Here is a 22633-nt window from a genome sequence, read left to right as displayed (position 1 = left end):
TCCATATTCAGGCTCAGTCTGTCATTATGGATACACTTGTACGATGCAGCTTTGCTAAAACTTTTAGTTGTTTCCATTCCTGTAAAGCAAGTTGATCTCTCCAAACAACACACCGCTGCGACTGTTCCTGCCAATACAGCACAATATAAATCTCGTGATCCAGTAATTTCTTTAAAGTCAAATGCTGAATCTGAGATGTCATTGTATATTTAACTGTCCATTCATTTGCTTTTAATTGTGCAAATGCAACGACCTGCCGTTGTTTCATAAAGACATACCATGCCAGTAATGCCATCAAACCAACGAATGCGGCAATATACCAGACCAATGTCAAATAACAGAGCGACATCAACAAGCTATATCCCCCAAATTGAAAAAACCAAGCAACTTTGCTTGGCTTTAACTGAAAACTTAAATTACTGGTGAACATAATGCTTGAGCTTGATAATTAATTCTTTTAATTCGGCACGTGGTGGCTCACCAACATCCATAAACCAATCCAGCAAATCTGGATCTTCCTGATCAATTAACTCTGCAAATAAAGCCTTTTCTTCAGGGCTCGCCTGTAAATAATATTGTCGAACATAAGGATCAAAATAGACATCAATTTCTTTCAATCCACGACGTGCACGGTAAATCACTTTACGTTCTTCTAAACTGATATCGTCTGACATAATTATTTCCAGTCCCATTGTTATGCCAAGTAGTGTAACAAGAATTTGAAAAAACTAAATAGCCAGCATCAGGATTTTATTTAGCGAGCAAATTTTAAATTTTTATCCCGAAAACCTGCATATTTCAGCACAAATTTATCCAGTAAATAATTATGCGATATTCTCCATGGCAACCGCCGTCCCTGTTTCGGCATATGCTCAGCAGCACGTTGCAAATAACCCGCAGAAAGTGCTCCCATAACCGTCTCAGGTAGGCGCTGAGCTACATCAGTCACAGGCATCACTTCTCGATAGCCATGCTTGTGCATATAGTTCAGTAATCGACAAATATAATCTGCTGCAATATCCACTTTAAGTGTCCATGACGCATTGCTATAACCAATCATTAGAGCAAAATTAGGAACATCACTTAACAAAGTCCCCTGATACAACATTTTTTCAGCAAGATCGACAGATTTATGATCAACCGTTAACGTTAAGCCTCCGAGCAACTGTATTTGTAAGCCTGTTGCAGCAACAATCAAATCGGCTGCCAGATGTTGCCCAGACTTTAACTGAATTCCTGAAGCGGTAAAATAATCAATCTGATCGGTACAAATTTGAGCACGCCCATCCCGTAACACCCGAAACAGATCGCCATCAGGGACAGCACATAAACGCTGATCCCAAGGTGCATAATTTGGAGTGAAATGACGAATATCTATCTGACCTTGTAGCTCGTGAGCGACTGCTTTTAACAATAACCTTTTGATCAATTGTGGTGCTCGACGTGCCAAATAATAAACAGCTCTTTGCAAGACAATATTACGTCCACGTACCCAGCGATAGGCGAATTTAACAGGCAGATGTTGACGTAAATACTGATAAGTTTTGTCGTATCCAGAGATGCTTGCCACATAGCTAGGAGAGCGTTGCAACATCGTCACCTGTTTTGCCCCACCTTTTACCAAAGCAGGAACTAATGTTACGGCAGTTGCCCCACTGCCAATCACAATAATATTTTTACCTTGATATTTAATGTCTGATGACCACTGTTGTGGATGGACAATAGAGCCCTGAAAGTCTTGTTGTTTGGGAAATTTTGGGAGATAGCCTTGGTCATAATTATAATAGCCAGTGCAACTGATAATAAATCCAGCTTTCCAAACTTCAACCTGCTGCTGTGCATTCTGAGTTTTAAGCTCCCAGCATTTTTGCTGTGTGCTGTAATTTGCTGCAACTACTTGCTGCCCAAAGGCAATTTTACCCAATAACTGATAATGTTCTACGACGTCATATAAGTAATCTTGAATAGATTGCCCATCTGCTAGCGTCTGATCTTTAAGCCAAGGATAAAACTGATAACTCAGTGTTGACATGTCTGAATCGGAACGAATCCCAGGGTATCGAAATAAATCCCAAGTCCCTCCAATATTTTGTCGGCGTTCCAATATATTAAAACTCAGTTGTGGGCAATGTTGTTGCAAATGTACTGCAGCACCTATACCCGAAATTCCAGCTCCAATTATCAGTACATCAACATCACGTGTCATAAGCATCAGTATTTTTGAATTTTAATTGATTATAGACCCAATTTTGCATAAAAAAAGGTCGGTAAAAACCGACCTTTTTCTGAACAACTACGTTCTTGTTGCGAAATTATTTAACTTCGCGATCTACAAGCTCAACGTAAGCCATCGGTGCAGCATCACCTGCACGGAAGCCCGCTTTAAGAACACGTAGATAACCGCCATTACGTTCTTTGTAACGAGGGCCAAGAACGGTAAATAATTTACCAACAGTTGCTGCATTACGAGTACGAGCAAACGCTAAACGGCGGTTTGCTACTGTATCGTTTTTAGCTAAAGTGATTAAAGGCTCAGCAACGCGGCGAAGTTCTTTCGCTTTAGGCAAAGTTGTTTTAATTAACTCATGCTCAACTAAAGCATTAGTTAAATTTTGGAACAACGCCTTACGATGGCTGCTTGTACGGCCTAATTTCACACCACTATTACGATGACGCATGGTGATAGTCCTACTTAATTAACGGCTACGATAGGCGAAACGATCGTCCATACGCAAACTAGCTGGTGGCCAGTTTTCTAAGCGCATGCCGAGTTGCAAGCCTTTCGAAGCTAAAACATCTTTAATCTCAGTCAACGATTTTTTACCTAAGTTAGGAGTTTTTAACAACTCAACTTCGGTGCGTTGTACAAGATCACCAATGTAGTAAATATTTTCTGCTTTCAAACAGTTAGCAGAACGAACAGTAAGCTCGAGATCATCTACTGGACGAAGCAAAATTGGATCGACTTCTTCGCGAGGTTCTTGAGCAACAGGAGCTTGATCTTTCTGAAGATCAACAAAAATTGCAATTTGTTGTTGCAAAATTGTTGCCGCTTTGCGGATAGCTTCTTCAGGATCAACTGTACCGTTGGTTTCAAGATCAATGACCAGCTTATCAAGGTCTGTACGTTGTTCTACACGCGCATTTTCAACGGTATAAGACACACGCTTGATTGGGCTATAAGAAGCATCTAACTGCAAACGACCTACCGGACGTGTTTCACCTTCAGGGAAACGTGAGTCAGATGTTTCATAACCGCGACCTTGAGACACTTTCAAACGCATTTTTAATGCGCCTGTAGCACTTAACGTGCCGATCAAATGCTCAGGATTCACCAATTCAACATTATGAGGTAAACGAAGGTCAGCAGCTGTTACATCTCCTGGACCTTGTTTTTCTAATGTTAGGTAAGCTTCATTTTGATCGAACAGCTTAATAGACAATCCTTTAAGGTTCAGCAAGAGCTCGACGATGTCCTGCTGCAAGCCTTCTAAAGTACTGTACTCGTGCTCGACACCTTCTATCTCTACTTCAACCACAGCAGCGCCAGGTAAAGAAGACAATAGAATGCGACGTAAAGCATTACCAAGAGTATGACCAAAGCCACGCTCTAAAGGTTCCAGAATCACTTTTGCCGAGGTCCCGCTTGCCGCTTCGACCTTGATCGCTTGCGGAGTTAGAAACTCGTTTGCAGTACGCGTCATTTATTGCTACCTCAAGGATTATTTAGAATACAATTCTACAATCAAGCTTTCATTGATTTCAGCAGGTAGATCTGAACGATCTGGTGCAGCTTTGAACGTACCTTCAAACTTAGAGTGATCAACTTCAATCCAAGCAGGAATACCACGTTGAGTCGCTAACTCAATTGCATTTTTAATACGCAATTGTTGTTTAGCACCTTCATGAACAGCAATTACATCACCCGCTTTAACTTGAATAGACGCGATGTTAACGCGACGACCATTCAATGTAATAGAACGGTGACTTACAAGCTGACGAGCTTCTGCACGTGTAGAACCGAAACCCATGCGATAAACTACGTTATCAAGGCGGCTTTCAAGCAGTTTCAACAAGTTTTCACCTGTTGCCCCTCTAACACGAGCTGCTTCTTTATAGTAGTTACTAAATTGACGTTCTAACACACCGTACATACGACGGACTTTTTGTTTTTCACGTAATTGTAGTGAATACTCAGATTGCTTTCCGCGAGCTTGGCCATGTTGACCAGGCGCTTTTGCATGCTTTTTAGTTTTGACGTCAAACGGTTTAACGCCAGATTTAAGTTGCAGGTCTGTCCCTTCGCGGCGAGAGAGTTTGCATTTTGGACCAATATAACGAGCCATGAATGTTTCTCCTTACACGCGACGTTTTTTAGGTGGACGGCAACCGTTGTGAGGGATTGGCGTCACATCGGTAATGCTGTTAATTTTATAACCCACTGCACCTAATGCACGAACCGCAGACTCACGACCAGGACCAGGACCTTTTACAAGGACATCCAGGTTTTTCAAACCGTAATCCAAAGCTGCTTTACCAGCAACTTCAGCAGCTACCTGAGCAGCAAACGGAGTTGATTTACGTGAACCACGGAAGCCTTGTCCACCAGAGGTAGCCCAAGCCAATGCATTACCTTGACGATCGGTAATCGTTACAATGGTGTTATTAAAAGACGCGTGAATGTGTGCAACACCTTCAGAGACGGTACGAGTGACCTTCTTGCGTGTGCGAGTATCTTTAGCCATCTTTTAGCTTCCAGAAATCTTACTTTTTAATCGGTTTGCGCGGACCTTTACGGGTACGTGCGTTAGTTTTGGTGCGTTGACCGCGGACAGGCAAGCTACGACGATGACGAAGACCACGGTAGCAGCCTAAATCCATTAAACGTTTAATGTTCATGGAAATTTCGCGACGCAAGTCACCTTCGGTAGGAACCTTAGCAACTTCTGCACGAATCGCATCAAGCTGAGCATCATCCAATTCACGCACTTTAGTTGTTGTAGCGATACCAACAGCAGCTAAGATATTCTTAGCAGTGTGGCGACCAACACCAAAAATGTACGTGAGGGAGATAACAGCATGCTTGTTATCCGGAATGTTTACACCGGCAATACGAGCCATTCACTTTCTCCAAAAAGGCAGGTCGAGACAATCAACCGCCCCATCAAATTCTTGAGGGGCGGATAGTAACCCAATTCGCCTACTGAAATCAACAGGTCTTAATTACAAATTAACCTTGACGCTGCTTATGACGGGGTTCAGCGCTACAAATCACGCGAACTACCCCATTACGACGGATAACTTTACAGCTACCACAAATTTTCTTTACAGAAGCCTGTACTTTCATGATGAAACCTCTAAGTGCGCTTATCCCTTCGGATGAGCAGTCGTTTTTCTCATGAGCGTCTGATTATCATATTGGTGTGAAGTTAAATGGGCTTGTAACTGCGCCATAAAATCCATCACAACAACAACAACAATTAACAGTGATGTACCCCCAATATTTACAGTCATACCAAAGGCACTTTGTAAAATCATTGGCATTAAACAGATCACTGTAATATATATTGCCCCAATAAAGGTCAAACGATTGAGAATATAATCTAAATAACGAGCAGTTTGCTCACCTGGGCGAATACCAGGCACATAAGCTCCGCTGCGTTTTAAGTTTTCTGCTACTTCTTTTGGACTAAATACAAGTGCCGTATAAAAATAACAGAAAAAGATAATTAACGCACCAAAGAGCACCAAATACAAAGTATGTCCAGGCGACAAAACAAGTGCCAAATCTTGCAGTGCACGCTTTACTACACCAGCATTCGGATCAGCGCTTCCAACCCATTGCCCCAAACTTGCTGGAAATAACAACAATGAACTTGCAAAAATTGCAGGAATCACCCCTGCCATATTAATTTTTAATGGCAAATGTGTTTGCTGAGCCGTAAAAATACGACGACCTTGCTGTTTTTGTGCATAATTTACCGAAATACGACGTTGCGCTTTTTCGATAAATACGATCGCAGCTAATACAGCAAGTGCAATCAAAGCAAAAACAACCACGCCAATCATGCTTGTCTGACTATCTGCTGAGAAAAATTGCAAAACCATATTTGGTAAGTTAGCAACAATTCCCGCAAAAATAATCATTGAGATCCCATTACCAATTCCACGTTCGGTAATTTGTTCTCCAAGCCACATCAAGAACATTGTGCCTGCAACTAATGAACTAACAGCAGGTACATAAAATGCTAGACCATTAGTCAAGGTAATTCCTTGACTAATCAGACCAGCACACATCCCAGTTGCTTGTACAACTGCGAGTAATAACGTGCCTTGACGTGTATACTGGTTAATTTTGCGCTTACCTTGCTCACCTTCTTTTTTCAAAGCTTCGAGCGAAGGAATCACAGTAGACATTAACTGCACAATAATTGATGCAGAGATGTATGGCATGATCCCTAGGGCAAGAATAGACATTCGTTGTAATGCACCACCTGAAAACATGTTAAACAAACCAAGGATAGTCCCTTGGTTTGCATTAAAAAGTCGTTCAAGTGCAGCATTATTAATGCCTGGTACTGGAATATGCGATCCTAGCCGAAAGACCAACAAGGCACAGATAAGAAAAACCATCCGCCGAATAATTTCACGATATTTCACATGAAATGGTTGACCTTTCATCATGTTAACATGACCTGAGGAACTAGGAGACATAGACACTAGTGATTACTCCTCGACTTTACCGCCAGCAGCTTCAATTGCAGCCTGTGCGCCTTTAGTCAATGCAACACCTTTAACAGTAAATGCACGAGTTACTTCACCAGAAAGTACAACGCGAGCGCGAATTTGATCACGACGTACCACGTTTGCAGCTTTTAAAGTTTCAAGGCTAACAATATCGCCTTCTACTTTAGTAAGTTCAGATAGACGTACTTCAGCAGTTTTTAAAGCGATTTGGCTAGTGAAGCCAAATTTAGGTAAACGACGATAAATCGCTGTTTGACCACCTTCAAAACCTGGACGTACACCACCGCTCTTACGTGATTTCTGACCTTTAACACCACGACCACCAGTCTTACCAACACCTGAACCGATACCACGGCCAAGACGACGATGTTCGCGTTTAGCACCTTCTGCAGGTGCAAGTTCGTTTAAACGCAGAGTCATGGCTTATTCCTCTACACTAACCATATAGTAGACTTTATTGATCATACCACGGTTAGAAGGAGTGTCTTGCACTTCTACAGTATGACCGATACGACGCAGACCTAGACCTTGAAGGCAAAGTTTATGATTTTTTAAACGATGCGAACTAGATTTAGTCTGGGTAACTTTAATCGTTTTCATGATCGATTACCCTTGAATTTGTTCTACTGATTTACCACGTTTCGCAGCGACTTTCTCAGGAGAAGTCATATCACGCAAACCTTTAAAAGTTGCGTTTACTACGTTTGCAGCATTGGTAGAACCATAACATTTAGCAAGTACGTTATGTACACCTGCAGCTTCAAGAACGGCACGCATAGCGCCACCAGCAATTACGCCAGTACCTTCTGAAGCAGGTTGCATATATACACGGCTTGCACCATGACGAGCATTCACAGGATGTTGTAAAGTAGTCCCCGCAAGGTCTACAGTGATCATGTTACGACGAGCAGCTTCAAGTGCTTTAGAAATAGCAGCTGGAACTTCACGTGCTTTACCACGACCAAAACCTACACGACCATTACCATCACCAACCACAGTCAATGCTGTGAAAGAGAAGATACGACCACCTTTAACAACCTTGGCTACACGATCAACGGCAACCAGCTTCTCAACGAGACCTTCGTTTTGTTCAACTTTCGCCATGATTAGAACTCCAAGCCGCCTTCACGAGCAGCATCAGCCAAGGCTTTAATACGACCATGATATTTAAAACCAGAACGGTCAAATGCAACTTTAGTTACACCTGCTGCTTTCGCACGTTCTGCGATTAACGCACCAACTTTAGTCGCTGCTTCAATGTTACCAGTTGCACCAGCACGTAAAGATGCATCCAAAGTAGAAGCTTGCGCTAAAACTTTGCCACCATCTGCTGAGATAACTTGAGCATAGATGTGACGCGGAGTGCGGTTTACACACAAACGAGTCGCACCCAATGCACGAATGTGCAAGCGTGTGCTTTTCGCACGACGCAAACGGGATTGTTTCTTTTCGTTCATAAGAACCTCGCGCCTTATTTCTTCTTAGCTTCTTTACGAAGAACAACTTCATCAGAGTAACGAACACCTTTACCTTTATATGGTTCTGGTGAACGGTAAGAACGGATATTTGCAGCTACTTGACCCAACAAATGCTTATTCGCTGATTTCAAAATGATTTCAGTTGCAGTTGGAGTTTCTGCAGTTACACCTTCAGGCAATACGTAGTCGATTGGATGCGAGAAACCTAGGTTTAAATTAACCACATTTCCTTTGATCGCAGCTTTGTAACCGACACCGATAAGTTGTAACTTACGTTCAAAACCTTCGTTAACACCCTTAACAAGGTTATTCAATACAGCGCGAGCAGTACCAGCTTGCATCCAAGCGTCTTTTGACTCTTTAACTGGAGCAATTTGAAGTTTACCTTCTTCCTGTTTTAGCTCGACCAGCGCATGCAGGTTGAAAGACAATGTACCTTTGCTGCCTTTCACTTCGACCTGCCGGCCGTTCTGAGTAACTGTTACACCGTTAGGCACAGTTACTGGGGCTTTAGCCACACGAGACATGAGGAATCACCTATTAAGAAACAAAAGCAATAACTTCACCACCAACACCTGCAGCACGTGCAGCGCGATCAGTCATGATGCCTTTGCTTGTAGAAACAATTGCAATACCCAATCCTTGCTTAACGCTTGGAAGTTTATCTTTACCGCGATATTGGCGAAGGCCTGGACGGCTTACGCGTTTAACGGTTTCAATAACTGGTTTGCCTTCAAAATATTTCAAAGTAATAGTCAAAGTAGCTTTGCCTTCATTATCAGCAACACCTACATTTGAAATATAACCTTCTTGCTCTAATACGTTTGCAATTGCAACTTTTAATTTAGAGCTTGGCATAGAAACTGTTGATTTCTTAGCCATTTGTGCGTTACGAACACGTGTTAGCATGTCGGCAACGGTATCTTGCATACTCATTTAGTCGCTCCTTACCAGCTTGCCTTAACAACGCCTGGTACATCACCTTGCATCACAGTATCACGTAATTTGTTACGGCTTAGACCGAACTTACGGAAATAACCATGAGGACGACCAGTCAAACCACAACGGTTGCGAAGACGTACAGGAGATGCATTACGTGGCAATGCTTGTAACTTCATCATCGCTTCAAAACGCTCTTCGTCGCTTGCATTTACGTTTGCAATCGTAGCTTTTAATTCAGCACGTTTTACAGCGTATTTAGCGACAGTTTTTTCGCGTTTTAATTCGCGATTAATCATACCTTTCTTAGCCATATCGACCTCTTATTTGAACGGGAAGCCGAATGCACGCATAAGCGCACGGCCTTCGTCATCGGTGCGAGCAGTAGTAGTGATAGTAATATCCATACCACGAATACGATCAATCTTGTCAAAATCGATTTCAGGGAAAACGATTTGCTCTTTCAAACCCATCGAGTAGTTACCACGACCGTCGAAAGATTTCGCTGAGAAACCTCGGAAGTCACGGATACGAGGGATTGCGATTGCGATCAAACGATCCAAGAACTCGTACATGCGTTCGCCACGTAAAGTTACTTTACAACCGATTGGCCAACCATCACGGATTTTAAAACCAGCGATAGATTTACGTGCAAGTGTAAGCACTGGTTTTTGACCAGCAATTGCTTGCATGTCAGAAAGTGCGCCATCTAATAATTTTTTATCAGCTGATGCAGCACCTACACCCATGTTAAGGGTGATTTTTGTAATGCGAGGAATTTCCATCACATTCTTAACGCCCAATTGTTCTTTCAACTGAGCTTTAAGTTCTTCATTGTAACGTGTTTTAAGTCTGGCCATTGCCGTTTCAACCTATTACTTCGCTACCGCCACTGATTCACCATTTGATTTATAAACGCGAGTTTTCACGCCATCAATCACTTGGTAACCAATACGGTCAGCCTTTTGGGTTGTAGCATTTAAAATTGCCACGTTTGAGATATGAAGCGAAGCTTCCTGAGTAACAATACCGCCTTCAGCGCCAGTTACACGGTTCGGCTTTTGATGCTTCTTCACTAAGTTAAGGCCTTCAACCTTAACACGGTCTTCAGAAACAGACAGAACAGCACCCTGTTTGCCTTTTTCTTTACCTGCGATCACGAGAACCTGATCGCCTTTTTTAATCTTAGCCATGATCGCCTCTTATAGAACTTCAGGAGCCAATGAAATGATTTTCATGAACTGTTCAGTACGAAGTTCACGAGTCACTGGTCCGAAGATACGAGTTGCAATCGGAGCTTTGTTGTTGTTCAAAATAACAGCTGCGTTATCATCAAAACGGATAACTGAACCATCTGGACGACGGATGCCGAATTTTGTACGTACAACTACAGCATTCATCACGTCACCTTTTTTAACACGGCCACGCGGAATTGCTTCTTTTACAGTAACTTTAATAATGTCGCCAACAGATGCATAACGACGATGTGAACCACCAAGTACTTTAATACATTGTACGCGGCGAGCACCACTGTTGTCTGCTACGTCGAGCATACTTTCGGTTTGAATCATTGCCCTACTCCAAAACCGAGCATCACCGGTCACAATTTCGAAAGACGCATAGCGTACTCGAAATTAACCGATGATGCAACAAGAACGTCTAATTACTCAGCAGCTGCTTCAACTACTTCCACTAAAGTCCAAGCTTTAGTTTTAGAAATTGGGCGGCTTTCTTTGATGGTTACGATATCGCCAGTTTTAGCAGTATTGTTCTCATCATGAGCGTGTAATTTTGTTGAACGGCGGATTGATTTGCCATACAACGGGTGTTGAACTCGGCGTTCAATAAGAACAACAATAGACTTGTCCATTTTGTCGCTTACAACTTTGCCGGTTAACGTGCGGACTGTTTTTTCATTCATTGTCCGTTCCCCTGTTTTTCGGTAAGGAGTGTCTTAATACGAGCAATCGCTTTGCGAGCAACTTGTACTTCATGAGATTTACCCAATTGACCAGTTGCCTTTGCCATACGAAGACGGAATTGGTTAAGCTGTTGCTCATCAAGCAAAGCTTTCAACTCTTCTACCGATTTTTCACGTAGATCTTTAGTTTTCATTACATTACCGTCCGAGTCACGATAGTGGTTTTAAACGGAAGTTTAGCAGCAGCCAAAGCAAATGCTTCACGCGCTAATTCTTCGTTCACACCTTCAATTTCGTACAGGATCTTACCTGGCTTGATCTCGCAAACCCAGTATTCCACATTACCTTTACCGTTACCCATACGTACTTCTAATGGTTTTTCGGTAATTGGCTTATCAGGAAATACGCGGATGAAGATTTTACCACCACGTTTAATACGACGGCTAATGGTACGACGCGCAGCTTCGATCTGACGAGCAGTCATACGACCACGTTCAGTAGCTTTAATCGCAATCGAACCAAATGATACTGTACTACCACGATGTGCTAGACCAGTGTTACGGCCTTTTTGCACTTTACGGAATTTGGTACGTTTTGGTTGCAACATGGATTATTCTCCCTTGTCTGCAGCACGGTCTGAACGACGACCACGACGCTCTTGACCTTCACCACGACCACGACCACGCTTAGCTGGACGTTCCTCAGCTGGTGCTGGGTTCATGACTTGTTTCATGCCACCCAAGATTTCACCACGGAAAATCCAAACTTTAACACCAATCGTACCGTAAGTAGTTTCTGCACGCATAGTAGCGTAGTCAATGTCAGCACGAAGAGTATGCAACGGTACACGACCTTCACGATACCATTCAGTACGTGCGATTTCCGCACCACCTAAACGACCAGAAACTTCAACTTTGATACCTTTAGCACCAGCACGCATTGTATTTTGAACCGCACGCTTCATAGCACGACGGAACATTACACGTTTTTCCAATTGAGAAGCGATAGCTTCAGCAACTAGACGAGCGTCCAAGTCAGGGCGATCAATTTCGTTGATGCTTACTTGCGCAGGCACACCCATGATAGTGGTGAGCTCACGTTGTAATTTTTCAATGTCTTCGCCTTTTTTACCGATTACGATACCAGGACGCGCAGTGCTAATTGTTACTTTAGCCGCGCCTGTAGGGCGTTCGATAAGAATATTGCTGATCATTGCATTCTTAAGTTTTTTAGTTAAAAACTCACGAACTTGCAAATCTTTAAGCAAATATTCAGCGTATTGTTTCGGACTCGCATACCAGTTAGCGTTATGACGTTTCACAACACCTAGGCGGATACCGATTGGATGAACCTTCTGACCCATATCAAACCCCTACCTTAACGGTGATGTGACAAGTACGCTTAGTAATACGATCTGCACGGCCTTTAGCACGTGGCATAATACGTTTAAGGCTCACACCTTCATCAACGTAGATCGTAGAAACTTTAAGATCGTCAACATCTAAACTGTTATTGTGTTCAGCGTTTGCAATTGCAGATTCCAACGCTTTTTTTACTAAAACTGCAGCTTTCTTGTTGCTGAAGTTTAAGATATTTAAAGCGTGGGCAACAGACTTGCCACGAATCAGGTCTGCAACCAAACGAGCTTTTTGTGCCGAGATAGCGGCACCGCGTAATTTAGCAGTTACTTCCATCATAGCACCTATTAACGTTTAGATTTCTTATCAACACCGTGACCACGATAGGTACGAGTTGGCGCGAATTCACCGAGTTTATGACCAACCATATGCTCAGAAATAATTACTGGAACATGGTTACGACCATTGTGAACAGAAATTGTTAAACCAACAAAATCTGGAAGGATCATCGAACGACGAGACCAAGTCTTGATCGGCTTGCGGTTATTAGCCGCAACAGCCGCTTCAACCTTAGCGAACAAGTGCGCATCGACGAATGGACCTTTTTTCAATGAACGAGGCATTAGTCAGATTCCTTTACTTGACGCGACGGTCGCGAATAATCATCTTAGTCGTACGCTTATTGGTACGTGTCTTGTACCCTTTAGCTTTTTGACCCCATGGGCTCACAGGTTGAATACCCTTGTTACGCCCTTCACCACCACCGTGTGGGTGATCAACTGGGTTCATTGCCATACCACGTACGGTAGGACGAACACCACGCCAGCGTGCAGCACCAGCTTTACCCAATGAGCGAAGGTTGTTTTCTTGGTTAGAAACTTCACCAATTACAGCGCGACATTCAACATGAATTTTACGCATTTCGCCTGAACGCAGACGAACAATTGCGTAAGAACCATCACGACCTAACAACTGAACAGAAGTACCAGCAGAACGTGCTAATTGAGCACCTTTACCGATTTTAAGTTCAACGTTATGTAATGTAGAACCGATTGGCATGTTACGAAGTGGTAAGCAGTTACCTGGACGAATTGGAGCATCGTTACCAGATTGTACTTTATCACCAGCACGCAAGCCTTTAGGCGCAATGATATAACGACGTTCACCATCAGCATACAAAACTAATGCAATGTGTGCGGTACGGTTAGGATCGTATTCAATACGTTCTACAGTAGCAGGAATACCATCTTTGTTACGTTTAAAGTCAACAAGACGGTAATGCTGTTTATGACCACCACCTACGTGGCGAGTCGTAATGTGACCATTGTTATTACGACCACCAGTACGTTTCTTAGCTTCAATCAACGGAGCATAAGGTGCGCCTTTGTGAAGATGGTTATGAACCACTTTTTCAACAAAGCGACGTCCTGGAGACGTTGGCTTACATTTTTGAATCGGCATAATTTTCGTCCTTATTCCGCTGCGCTTTCAGCGGTATCGCCCAAGTCAGCCATCTCAACATCTTGGCCAGCTTTCAGGGTGACGTATGCTTTTTTAACATCAGAACGACGTCCTAATGTTTTACCAAAGCGTTTAGTCTTACCTTTAGTGATCGTTGTGTTTACTTTCACAACTTGAACACCAAATAGTTGTTCAACTGCTTTTTTGATTTCAAGTTTGTTTGCATCAAGTGCAACTTTAAATACTTGAACACCAGCAGTTTCACCTAAAACTTGAGCTTTTTCTGAGAATACTGGTCCTTTTAGGACTTGATAGATACGTTCGTTGTTCATCCGAGTTCTACCTCAATTTTCTTAGCAGCAGCCACAGACATAACAACTTTATCGAACGCAATCAAGCTAACTGGATCGATTGCAGCTGCATCAACCACATCAACGTGTGGAAGGTTACGCGCTGCAAGATATAAATTCTCTTCTACAGCTTCTGTAACGATCAATGCGCGAGGAGCGTTCAAGTCGTTAAGCTTTGCAAGCAATTCTTTAGTTTTTGGAGCTGCAACAGCAATCTCTTCAACTAATACAAGACGATCTTGGCGAACAAGTTCAGCTAAGATACATTGCATTGCACCGCGGTACATTTTACGGTTAACTTTTTGAGACCAGTCTTGTGGACGAGCAGCAAATGTTTTACCACCGCCAACCCAGATTGGGCTACGAATAGAACCTGCACGAGCACGGCCAGTACCTTTTTGACGGAATGGTTTTTTACCACCGCCAGAAACGTCTGCACGTGATTTTTGTGCACGAGAACCTTGACGACCACCTGCCAAATAAGCAGTTACAACTTGGTGTACAAGAGCTTCGTTAAATTCACGTCCGAAAGCAACTTCAGACAATTCAACAGCAGAGCCGGAAACAGTTTTTAAATTCACGTTATTTCCCCTCAGGCCTTGATCGTAGGACGAACGATAACGTCGCCACCAGTAGCACCAGGAATCGCACCTTTTACAACAAGAACTGAACGTTCTGTGTCGATAGATACAACTTCAAGACCTTGTACTGTTACGCGTTCGTCACCTAAGTGACCAGCCATTTTTTTGCCTTTGAACACGCGACCAGGAGTCTGGTTTTGACCTGTAGAACCTAAAACACGGTGAGATACAGAGTTACCATGAGTTGCATCTTGCGTACGGAAATTCCAACGCTTAACACCACCCTGGAAGCCCTTACCTTTAGACTGACCAGTTACGTCAACGATTTGACCAACTGTGAACAAGTCAACACCGATAGCACTACCAACTTCACGACCTTCAAGCTCAGCTTCTGCAACGCGGAATTCTTGAACCAAACGACCAGCAGCAACACCAGCTTTCGCAAAGTGACCTTTCTGAGCATTAGTTACGCGAGATTCGCGGCGTTCACCAGTAGTGATTTGAATCGCTTGATAACCATCAGTTTCAAGCGTTTTGATTTGAGTGATGCGGTTTGGATCAACCTCAATCACTGTTACAGGCACAGAAACACCAGCATCTGTAAAGATACGGGTCATACCGCACTTGCGACCGACTAAACCAATAGCCATGTGCATAAACCTCTAAAAAAGCGGCCTAATTAACTTGAGAGTGTTAATTAACCCGAAAGCCTTAACCCAATGCGATCTGAACATCAACACCAGCTGCAAGATCCAATTTCATCAACGCATCAACAGTTTTATCTGTAGGTTGAACGATATCGATCAAACGTTTGTAAGTACGAATCTCGTATTGGTCACGCGCATCTTTGTTAACGTGTGGTGATGTTAGAACGTTAAAACGTTCGATGCGAGTTGGCATCGGGATTGGACCACACACTTGTGCGCCAGTACGTTTTGCAGTTTCTACGATTTCTTGAGCTGACTGATCAATTAAACGATGATCAAAAGACTTAAGACGGATACGAATTCTCTGGTTAGACATACCAGTTAACTCCAAGCCAAATATATAAAGAATCACCCATGACGCATCTCACCTACAAGGGCAAGTGTCAAGGGCAGTGAAAATCACTAAGGTCATGATCGATGCCACGACTGTTACGATTTGGTTATATTTTTCAACAACCACTCTCTTTTTGAGAGGTCGCTTATTATAACCACTGTTCAATCATTACGCAAATATCTTTTGCATATATTTTTGAGGTCTATCGATATTTCACCAACCCGTTGTATCGTAAGCTAAAATGATGCAACAACAAAGATGTCTGATGAGTGACTAAATTTCAACCCTCACATTTTACACCTCTCCAACAATATGCACCGGCATAAGTAGAAGTCTGTTCTTAAAAATTCTAAGTATCAAAGCACATGTTCATTTTTAAAAAATTATGAGTTTTTATGTATAGACCAGCAATCCCTAATGATAACAATGAGTGCTTATCAATCCCGTCAATAATTATGCGTAGATTTACTTTTTCATATTCAGGCTGATCATTCTAGATTGCACTAAGCAGTTTTTAATACAAATTCAATCGCCCGATTCAGTAAATCATTGCCCTGTAAAAAATAGTGCAATGGGGATTTTCTTAAATGGTCAATATGCTGAATTTGTTCACCATCAAAAATGGCAATTTTGTCATCATCATCTAGGAATTTTTGTAAAACTTCAGGCGTCATCTCAGGATGAAACTGAAACCCTAAAATATTATTGTTAATTTGATACATTTGATTGCGGCAAGCAGGGTTTTCCGCCAAATGGATTGCCCCTTTCGGAAGGTCAAAAGTTTCACTATGCCATTGTAATACATTAAATTCTTTTGGAAGTTCAAAACAATGCTTGGGCACATTATTAATACGATAAACTGTCGTCCAACCCAATTCTTTTTGCACGTGGCGACTCACCCCTGCCCCCAAAGCATTGGCAATGAGCTGCCCTCCCAAACACAACCCTATAGCAGGTCTGCCTGTTGCTAAATAGCGCCGAATCCAGCGTTTTTCCAACTTTAACCATGGGTAATTTACCTCATCATTGACACTCATCTCCCCGCCCATAATAATCAGTAAATCCACATCTTCAATTTGAGGCAGCGCTTCAATTTCTAGCAAGGTGTCGCCAGGTAAGGCAAAAAATTCGGTCGCAGTGATTTTAGCTTGATGAGCTTTTAAAAAATTATAACAACTCCCAAACCCCTCTCCTGCAATATGCTGAAAGTAATGAACTTTTAAACCTGCTTTCATGCATTATTATCCTATAATTGCAATGATTAAGCTTTAATTAGCAAAAATGACGCCAACTTTTAGAAAAAACTAGAGTTTTTGAATTTTTTTTATTTCTATTATTTTTTATGTGTGAATCGCTTAAATTAATATCAGCCTTTTGCTTTGCAGAGTATGAACTTTGAAAAAATCTTCACAAACCGAGCGGATTCACGCACCAAGATTAGCACCACAATATATTGAAACCATTCAACCTCCCCTTTATCGCGCATCAACCATTATTTTTGAAAATACCACTAAGCTCTTTGATCGACACTGGAGCGACCGTTACGATTATAGTTACGGGACACATGGCACCCCAACCACCTACACGCTTGCCGATAAAATTGCACAGCTAGAAAACGGCAATTATTGTTTGCTAGCGCCAAGTGGTTTATCTGCGATTAATTTGGTGAATTCTGCGCTATTGCAATCGGGCGATGAGGTTTGGGTCCCTGATAATATTTATGGCCCAGGCATGGCGCATTTACGCTATTTACAACAAAGTTTTGGTGTTGTCGTCCAAGTATATGATCCTCTTGACCATCACAGTTTTCAGCCCTCCCCCCAAGCAAAACTCTTATGGTTGGAAGCCGCAGGCTCAGTCACTTTAGAGTTTCCAGACTTAATTAATCTCGTTAAAAAAGCCAAACAACATCAAATCACGACTGTACTTGATAATACTTGGGGTGCTGGATTGGCGTTTAATGCCTTTGATTTTTCCGATGAGCATTTGGCTGTCGATATCAGCGTGCATGCACTCACTAAATACCCAAGTGGTGGTGGTGATATTTTAATGGGCAGTGTGGTGACACAAGAGCATAAGCTACACCTAAAATTATTACAGATGCATGCAACTCAAGGGATTGCTGTTTCCGGAGATGACTGCGCGCAAATTCAGCGCAGCCTTGCACACATGCAACTGCGTTATGAACAGCAATCGCATAGCGCCCAAGAAATTCTACACTGGTTAAAGCAACAACCCCAGTTTCAACAAGTCCTTCATCCAAGTGACGCATTATCACCTGGATATCAATATTGGCAGCAAGTTTGCTCAAGTCAGCAAAGTGCAGGCTTAGTCAGTATAATCTTTCAAGAAAATTACACGCTTGAATCCATACGACGCTTCTGTGATGCTCTACAACTGTTTAAGCTCGGATTTAGTTGGGGTAGCCCCGTTAGCCTCGTCATGCTGTACGACTTAACTGAAATGCGTAGCTTACAACAAACACATCTCGCAAAAGGTTTCTTAGTTCGTTTCTGTATCGGGCTAGAATCTGGCGAAGACTTGATTGCGGACATCGAACAGGCTTTGCAAGCTCTATAAATTTAATATTCTGCTTGGTGAGCAAGATAAAAAACCAAGCAGAATGTTCTAAAATTTACTCACTTTTCATCATCATAAAATATTGATAATATCAACCCAAAATTGTTTAAAAAAATTCCATAAATAAATTATGTATTTTTCTTCAATATCTATTGTTTTTTAATTTTTAAAAATATACTTTAAAGGTATCTTTAATAGCTAAAACCATAAAAAGGTCTAGTCATGACTCCAGAGCATATCGAACTTGTAAAATCTACCGTTCCTGTACTTCGTGAAAATGGGGTTGCATTAACCTCATATTTTTATAAACGCATGCTAGGCAACCATCCTGAATTAAAAAATGTCTTCAACCTCGATCATCAAAGCACTGGTCGCCAGCCTCGCGCTCTTGCCGCAGCAGTTCTAGCATATGCAGAACACATTGAAAATCCAAGTATTCTTGCCAAAGCCGTAGATCATATTACCAACAAACATGTCAGCCTCAACATTCAAGCTGATCAATACTCGATTGTTGGTGAAAATCTGCTGCACTCGATTAGCGAAGTGTTAAATGTGCCATTTGAATCTGAGTTAATCGAAGCATGGAAACAGGCATATCTACAGCTTGCAGATATTTTAATTAATGTCGAAAAACAAAAATATGAGCAACTGGCTACACAAACAGGTGGCTGGGCTGGCTGGCGTAGTTTTGAAATCACCGCAATTGATGCTCTTGAGTCTGGGAAACGCTTCACGCTTAAACCAACAGATGGCAATGCTGTTACTTCAGGCCATACAGGCGCTTATATTTCGGTCAAAGTAAAAGTACCTGCTCACGGGATTGAACAACCTCAACAATTCAAATTTTCGGCACAACAAGACAATACCGAATACCATATTGAAGTGCGTCCTGAAGCAAATCATAGCGAATATGATGTTGCTAATATCTTATTGGCAAACTATCAAATCGGCGATCAGGTTCAGGTATCTGCACCTTTAGCTGACTAATTCTGTCGTGATTTATGTGCAGTCATTAACAAAAGTTTCGTTTTTCTTGCTTTAGTATTAATATCTGCACATAAATATTACCAACTTCCACCTATGCAATTAAATAAGTTTACTGATTATGCGTTACGCATTCTGATTACGATTGCGCAAACCCGCCAAGCCCCCTATACCATTGCCGAGCTTGCAGACTGCCTGTATGTACCAGCCAACCATCTGGTTAAAATCGTGCATTTTATGGCAAAGCAGCAATTGATCATTACCACTCGCGGTAAAGGTGGCGGTATTCGCCTAAATCCAGATGCTCTCAGCACCCGCCTTGGCGATTTGGTTAAAATTTTGCAAGGCGAAGTCAATATTGTGGAATGCAATAACCCACCTTGTGTACTACGCTCTAAATGTGGTCTGAAAAGCATTCTAGATCAGGCCGTAGATCAATTTTATTTAAGCCTCAACGCCTATACGCTCGGACAAGTTCTCGATACATCAACGCCCAATAGCGTAGCTGAACACTCGCCTATTTCACTGCTCAACTTATAAAAAACTGAAAATTCGCACCGCAGTGCAGCTTGCTTTATACTATGCAGGACATTTTTTATCTCGCGTGAAATCTATCTATGCATCGTTATGCAAAATCTAAAGACACCAAAGCGAGACTCGCACCCAAACAAAAGATTAGCTATGAAAAACAGCCTGATCCTGCCATCACAGGTTATGCGGTGCAGTCTCTCAACTGGTTACGCCAAGCCGAATTCTTAATGAGTGCACCTAAACTCGCACTTTGTGTAGAAGATACAGGTTATGAAATTGCATTTGCAGGTCGGTCTAACGCTGGAAAATCCAGTGCAATTAACGCCTTAACCAATCAAAAGCAATTGGCGCGTGCATCCAAAAAACCGGGACGCACCCAAATGATCAACTTTTTTAGTTTAGGCAACCCCAATCAGCGCCTCGTAGACTTACCAGGTTACGGTTATGCTGCCGTTCCTGAAGAAATGAAGCGCGTTTGGCAAAAAGAGCTAGAAAATTATTTGATTCACCGCGAAAGCCTGCAAGGCTTGGTTCTGTTGATGGATATTCGCCATCCATTACAACATTTTGACTTGATGATGCTGGAGTGGGCACATTCTCGTAAACTGTTTGTTCATATTTTGTTGACCAAAGCGGATAAGCTCAACCGAGGTCCAGCCAGTAAAGCACTGATTGAAGTCAAGCAAGCTCTCAAGAAAATGAAACTACAGTTTTCCATCCAACTGTTTTCTTCACTCAACAAACAAGGTCTTGAAGAACTGGCATCGGTTATGGCGGGACGTTTGCACTATATCTTAGATGACAATCAACAGGTTATTGATATTCATAGCATTCCTGAAGCATCAGATGCAGATATAGATGATGCCGACGATGATAGCGAAGATATTGTAGAATCAGACACACCATAAATAAAAAAGGGCATGTTCATGACATGCCTTTTTTATTGAACAAAATTCTGTGTTACTGGAATACCACTGTTTTGTTGCCATCCACAATAATACGATCTTCCAAATGCCATTTTACTGCACGGGCAAGCACATTACGTTCAACATCTTCGCCCAATTCACGTAACTGCTCAACGTTATACTGATGACCAACACGCTCAACATCCTGCTCAATAATCGGCCCTTGATCCAGTTCAGCTGTCACATAGTGTGCTGTTGCACCAATCAGTTTCACACCTTTTTCATACGCTTGTTTGTAAGGGTTTGCCCCCACAAAAGCAGGTAGGAATGAATGGTGAATATTGATAATTTTCATCGGCCATTTTTTGACAAAATCTTCATTTAAGATCTGCATATAGCGTGCAAGAACCAGCAAGTCATTTCCTTGCATCAATTCGTCAATTTGCGCATACGCCTCGACTTTATTGTCTTTGGTCACTTTTACCACAGTAAATGGAATACCGAAATTTTCGACAGCTTCACGAAGATCTTCATGATTGGAAATGACTTGGGTAATTTCACATGATAATGAACCACGTGCATGACGCCATAACAGCTCAAGTAGCGCATGATCAACTTTTGAAACCAAAATACCGACTTTTTTCACATCGCTGACCAGTGCCAAACGCCACTGCATTTCGTAACGCTGCGCTACATTGCTAGCAAACGTTTGCAACAACGTTTCTCGACGGCTCTGCAAATGATCAAGCTCAAACTCAACACGCATGAAGTAACGTCCACCCTGAGCTTCTGTAGCATATTGGTCAAGTGCGGTAATGTTCGCCCCTTGATGATACAAAAAACTCGATACAGCTTGCACGATTCCTGGCTTATCTTCGCAAGTAATCAGCAAACGTGCAGTATTGGCAGTGGTCATGTTCATGTTGCTCTATATCACTTATTCATACAAAAAAGATAGCCGAATATTATACTCTTTTTTTGAATATTCACATATAGCTTTTTATTGCGATACTTTGAGCTTGAGTTGAGTAAACCAATCCGATGGTTCAATACTTGTCAGCAATTCTTCATAAGCTGCACGACTCTCGCCCAACAAATAAGGCCCTTCCAAAAACAGCATCTGACGCAGTGCCTGCCAGATCCATTTATCTTCGAGTTGGTTCTGGTCATCTAGATGCCCTGTCATAAATAGGAAATTCGTCCAGTTAGTCAAGACAATCCAGATATTAACAATGAGCGCCTCAATTTCTACAGTCGTCATTTTCATGAGTCCAGCATCAACAAATGCCTGATAAATACACTGTCCTTGATGCATCACCTGCCGCGCAAACTGGGCATACTGCTGCTTAAAATTGTCATCATTTTCTGCCAGATGATACACATCGCGATGCAAAAACCGATAGCGCCAGAGTTGCTCGCTCAGCACCTGAAAATAATGAATCTTATCATCTGCATTGACTAGGCGGTTTTGCGGAAGTGCCAACATCTCCAAGGTTTCACATTGATACTGATCCGTCAGTGCTTTTATAATTTCCTGTTTATTACGAAAATGATAATACAAATTACCAGGACTCATCTCGAGAGCCGAAGCAATATGATTGGTGGTCACGGCACGCTCACCACGCTCATTAAACAATTGCAGACTCAAATTTAAGATACGCTGTTTCGTTTTTACTGTTTTTGTTTGAGACATTCACTACAACCAAATTTTACCCAACAACCGTTACAGCCTAGCACAATTCTACGCTTGACTGATT

38 protein-coding genes are annotated in these 22633 nt (G+C 42.2%); 4 read left to right on the top strand and 34 right to left on the bottom strand.

The window, feature by feature from the left end; all coding sequences use genetic code 11:
• Positions 1-13: 13 nt before the first annotated feature.
• From E0H77_RS10535 to E0H77_RS10380, 32 genes are all read right to left on the bottom strand, one after another.
• The gene (locus E0H77_RS10535; protein ID WP_228258325.1) at positions 14-349 is read right to left on the bottom strand and encodes a hypothetical protein; all 336 of its coding nucleotides are present in this window, start codon (positions 347-349) and stop codon (positions 14-16) included.
• Between the two features lie 67 nt (positions 350-416).
• Positions 417-674: an FAD assembly factor SdhE gene (locus E0H77_RS10530; protein WP_131377817.1), complete on the bottom strand. Its 258-nt coding sequence runs from the start codon at positions 672-674 to the stop codon at positions 417-419.
• An 80-nt stretch (positions 675-754) separates the two neighbouring features.
• Positions 755-2206 (bottom strand): flavin-containing monooxygenase, encoded by a 1452-nt coding sequence (locus tag E0H77_RS10525; protein WP_131377815.1) that lies wholly within the window; start codon positions 2204-2206, stop codon positions 755-757.
• A 106-nt stretch (positions 2207-2312) separates the two neighbouring features.
• Positions 2313-2678, bottom strand: a complete 366-nt coding sequence (gene rplQ, locus E0H77_RS10520) for a 50S ribosomal protein L17 (RefSeq protein ID WP_004754212.1) — start codon at positions 2676-2678, stop codon at positions 2313-2315.
• An 18-nt stretch (positions 2679-2696) separates the two neighbouring features.
• Positions 2697-3704, bottom strand: coding sequence for a DNA-directed RNA polymerase subunit alpha (locus tag E0H77_RS10515; RefSeq protein WP_004754213.1), 1008 nt, complete (start codon positions 3702-3704; stop codon positions 2697-2699).
• Between the two features lie 18 nt (positions 3705-3722).
• Complete coding sequence (rpsD, locus tag E0H77_RS10510; RefSeq protein ID WP_004754216.1) at positions 3723-4346, bottom strand: 30S ribosomal protein S4; 624 nt, start codon at positions 4344-4346, stop codon at positions 3723-3725.
• A 12-nt stretch (positions 4347-4358) separates the two neighbouring features.
• Positions 4359-4745, bottom strand: a complete 387-nt coding sequence (rpsK, locus tag E0H77_RS10505; protein WP_001040166.1) for a 30S ribosomal protein S11 — start codon at positions 4743-4745, stop codon at positions 4359-4361.
• A gap of 19 nt (positions 4746-4764) precedes the next feature.
• Positions 4765-5121, bottom strand: a complete 357-nt coding sequence (rpsM, locus tag E0H77_RS10500) for a 30S ribosomal protein S13 (protein WP_004754218.1) — start codon at positions 5119-5121, stop codon at positions 4765-4767.
• Between the two features lie 109 nt (positions 5122-5230).
• Positions 5231-5347 (bottom strand): 50S ribosomal protein L36, encoded by a 117-nt coding sequence (rpmJ, locus tag E0H77_RS10495; RefSeq protein ID WP_004754219.1) that lies wholly within the window; start codon positions 5345-5347, stop codon positions 5231-5233.
• A 20-nt stretch (positions 5348-5367) separates the two neighbouring features.
• Entirely contained in the window at positions 5368-6681 is a 1314-nt protein-coding gene (gene secY / locus E0H77_RS10490) for a preprotein translocase subunit SecY (RefSeq protein ID WP_171478185.1), read from the bottom strand.
• A 45-nt stretch (positions 6682-6726) separates the two neighbouring features.
• Entirely contained in the window at positions 6727-7167 is a 441-nt protein-coding gene (rplO, locus tag E0H77_RS10485; protein WP_045792483.1) for a 50S ribosomal protein L15, read from the bottom strand.
• Positions 7168-7170: 3 nt separating this feature from the next.
• Entirely contained in the window at positions 7171-7347 is a 177-nt protein-coding gene (gene rpmD / locus E0H77_RS10480) for a 50S ribosomal protein L30 (protein ID WP_000849088.1), read from the bottom strand.
• A gap of 6 nt (positions 7348-7353) precedes the next feature.
• Positions 7354-7851 (bottom strand): 30S ribosomal protein S5, encoded by a 498-nt coding sequence (gene rpsE / locus E0H77_RS10475; RefSeq protein WP_004754225.1) that lies wholly within the window; start codon positions 7849-7851, stop codon positions 7354-7356.
• 2 nt (positions 7852-7853) lie between these two features.
• Entirely contained in the window at positions 7854-8204 is a 351-nt protein-coding gene (rplR, locus tag E0H77_RS10470; protein ID WP_004754227.1) for a 50S ribosomal protein L18, read from the bottom strand.
• A 14-nt stretch (positions 8205-8218) separates the two neighbouring features.
• Entirely contained in the window at positions 8219-8752 is a 534-nt protein-coding gene (gene rplF / locus E0H77_RS10465; protein WP_131377813.1) for a 50S ribosomal protein L6, read from the bottom strand.
• 13 nt (positions 8753-8765) lie between these two features.
• On the bottom strand, positions 8766-9161 hold the full coding sequence (gene rpsH, locus E0H77_RS10460; protein WP_116726785.1) for a 30S ribosomal protein S8: 396 nt from the start codon (positions 9159-9161) through the stop codon (positions 8766-8768).
• 11 nt (positions 9162-9172) lie between these two features.
• On the bottom strand, positions 9173-9478 hold the full coding sequence (rpsN, locus tag E0H77_RS10455) for a 30S ribosomal protein S14 (RefSeq protein WP_131312631.1): 306 nt from the start codon (positions 9476-9478) through the stop codon (positions 9173-9175).
• Positions 9479-9487: 9 nt separating this feature from the next.
• Positions 9488-10024 carry a 50S ribosomal protein L5 gene (gene rplE, locus E0H77_RS10450; RefSeq protein WP_131312633.1) on the bottom strand — a complete coding sequence of 179 codons (537 nt, stop codon included), beginning with the start codon at positions 10022-10024 and terminating at the stop codon, positions 9488-9490.
• Between the two features lie 15 nt (positions 10025-10039).
• The gene (gene rplX, locus E0H77_RS10445; protein ID WP_131312635.1) at positions 10040-10357 is read right to left on the bottom strand and encodes a 50S ribosomal protein L24; all 318 of its coding nucleotides are present in this window, start codon (positions 10355-10357) and stop codon (positions 10040-10042) included.
• A 9-nt stretch (positions 10358-10366) separates the two neighbouring features.
• On the bottom strand, positions 10367-10735 hold the full coding sequence (rplN, locus tag E0H77_RS10440; protein WP_004725701.1) for a 50S ribosomal protein L14: 369 nt from the start codon (positions 10733-10735) through the stop codon (positions 10367-10369).
• Positions 10736-10827: 92 nt separating this feature from the next.
• Complete coding sequence (gene rpsQ / locus E0H77_RS10435) at positions 10828-11085, bottom strand: 30S ribosomal protein S17 (RefSeq protein ID WP_004754240.1); 258 nt, start codon at positions 11083-11085, stop codon at positions 10828-10830.
• Positions 11082-11279: a 50S ribosomal protein L29 gene (gene rpmC / locus E0H77_RS10430; RefSeq protein ID WP_004754241.1), complete on the bottom strand. Its 198-nt coding sequence runs from the start codon at positions 11277-11279 to the stop codon at positions 11082-11084. The genes rpsQ and rpmC overlap by 4 nt, the downstream gene beginning before the upstream one ends.
• Positions 11279-11692 carry a 50S ribosomal protein L16 gene (gene rplP / locus E0H77_RS10425; protein ID WP_004754244.1) on the bottom strand — a complete coding sequence of 138 codons (414 nt, stop codon included), beginning with the start codon at positions 11690-11692 and terminating at the stop codon, positions 11279-11281. Before rplP ends, rpmC begins: the two co-directional genes overlap by 1 nt.
• A gap of 3 nt (positions 11693-11695) precedes the next feature.
• Positions 11696-12448 carry a 30S ribosomal protein S3 gene (rpsC, locus tag E0H77_RS10420; RefSeq protein ID WP_131312637.1) on the bottom strand — a complete coding sequence of 251 codons (753 nt, stop codon included), beginning with the start codon at positions 12446-12448 and terminating at the stop codon, positions 11696-11698.
• 1 nt (position 12449) lies between these two features.
• Positions 12450-12779 (bottom strand): 50S ribosomal protein L22, encoded by a 330-nt coding sequence (gene rplV, locus E0H77_RS10415; RefSeq protein ID WP_004639524.1) that lies wholly within the window; start codon positions 12777-12779, stop codon positions 12450-12452.
• A gap of 11 nt (positions 12780-12790) precedes the next feature.
• Positions 12791-13066: a 30S ribosomal protein S19 gene (rpsS, locus tag E0H77_RS10410; RefSeq protein ID WP_004754249.1), complete on the bottom strand. Its 276-nt coding sequence runs from the start codon at positions 13064-13066 to the stop codon at positions 12791-12793.
• Positions 13067-13079: 13 nt separating this feature from the next.
• A complete protein-coding gene (rplB, locus tag E0H77_RS10405; RefSeq protein ID WP_131312639.1) occupies positions 13080-13904 on the bottom strand; it encodes a 50S ribosomal protein L2 in 825 nt (274 codons plus the stop codon).
• An 11-nt stretch (positions 13905-13915) separates the two neighbouring features.
• Complete coding sequence (gene rplW, locus E0H77_RS10400) at positions 13916-14236, bottom strand: 50S ribosomal protein L23 (RefSeq protein ID WP_004754252.1); 321 nt, start codon at positions 14234-14236, stop codon at positions 13916-13918.
• Positions 14233-14835: a 50S ribosomal protein L4 gene (rplD, locus tag E0H77_RS10395; protein ID WP_004754254.1), complete on the bottom strand. Its 603-nt coding sequence runs from the start codon at positions 14833-14835 to the stop codon at positions 14233-14235. The genes rplW and rplD overlap by 4 nt, the downstream gene beginning before the upstream one ends.
• 11 nt (positions 14836-14846) lie before the next feature.
• Entirely contained in the window at positions 14847-15485 is a 639-nt protein-coding gene (gene rplC / locus E0H77_RS10390; protein WP_131312641.1) for a 50S ribosomal protein L3, read from the bottom strand.
• 61 nt (positions 15486-15546) lie between these two features.
• Positions 15547-15858 carry a 30S ribosomal protein S10 gene (gene rpsJ, locus E0H77_RS10385; RefSeq protein ID WP_000070912.1) on the bottom strand — a complete coding sequence of 104 codons (312 nt, stop codon included), beginning with the start codon at positions 15856-15858 and terminating at the stop codon, positions 15547-15549.
• A gap of 521 nt (positions 15859-16379) precedes the next feature.
• The gene (locus tag E0H77_RS10380; RefSeq protein WP_131312643.1) at positions 16380-17111 is read right to left on the bottom strand and encodes a type 1 glutamine amidotransferase; all 732 of its coding nucleotides are present in this window, start codon (positions 17109-17111) and stop codon (positions 16380-16382) included.
• A 160-nt stretch (positions 17112-17271) separates the two neighbouring features.
• On the opposite strand from E0H77_RS10380, the gene E0H77_RS10375 reads away from it, so the two are divergent.
• The 4 genes from E0H77_RS10375 (at position 17272) to yihA (ending at position 20879) form a co-directional block, all read left to right on the top strand.
• Positions 17272-18456, top strand: coding sequence for a PLP-dependent transferase (locus E0H77_RS10375; protein WP_131377811.1), 1185 nt, complete (start codon positions 17272-17274; stop codon positions 18454-18456).
• A 222-nt stretch (positions 18457-18678) separates the two neighbouring features.
• Positions 18679-19443: a globin domain-containing protein gene (locus E0H77_RS10370; protein ID WP_131377809.1), complete on the top strand. Its 765-nt coding sequence runs from the start codon at positions 18679-18681 to the stop codon at positions 19441-19443.
• 93 nt (positions 19444-19536) lie between these two features.
• Positions 19537-19980, top strand: a complete 444-nt coding sequence (locus tag E0H77_RS10365; protein WP_045792487.1) for an RrF2 family transcriptional regulator — start codon at positions 19537-19539, stop codon at positions 19978-19980.
• Positions 19981-20057: 77 nt separating this feature from the next.
• The gene (gene yihA, locus E0H77_RS10360; protein WP_131312649.1) at positions 20058-20879 is read left to right on the top strand and encodes a ribosome biogenesis GTP-binding protein YihA/YsxC; all 822 of its coding nucleotides are present in this window, start codon (positions 20058-20060) and stop codon (positions 20877-20879) included.
• A 52-nt stretch (positions 20880-20931) separates the two neighbouring features.
• Here yihA and purU read toward each other — a convergent pair whose 3' ends face one another.
• Together purU and E0H77_RS10350 are read right to left on the bottom strand one after the other, a co-directional pair.
• On the bottom strand, positions 20932-21798 hold the full coding sequence (gene purU, locus E0H77_RS10355; RefSeq protein WP_131312651.1) for a formyltetrahydrofolate deformylase: 867 nt from the start codon (positions 21796-21798) through the stop codon (positions 20932-20934).
• A gap of 78 nt (positions 21799-21876) precedes the next feature.
• Positions 21877-22569: a TetR/AcrR family transcriptional regulator gene (locus E0H77_RS10350; protein WP_131377807.1), complete on the bottom strand. Its 693-nt coding sequence runs from the start codon at positions 22567-22569 to the stop codon at positions 21877-21879.
• Between the last annotated feature and the right edge of the window lie 64 nt (positions 22570-22633).

The organism is Acinetobacter brisouioides, assembly GCF_004331075.1.
Taxonomy (GTDB): domain Bacteria; phylum Pseudomonadota; class Gammaproteobacteria; order Pseudomonadales; family Moraxellaceae; genus Acinetobacter.
This window is presented reverse-complemented; position numbering and strand designations above follow the sequence as displayed.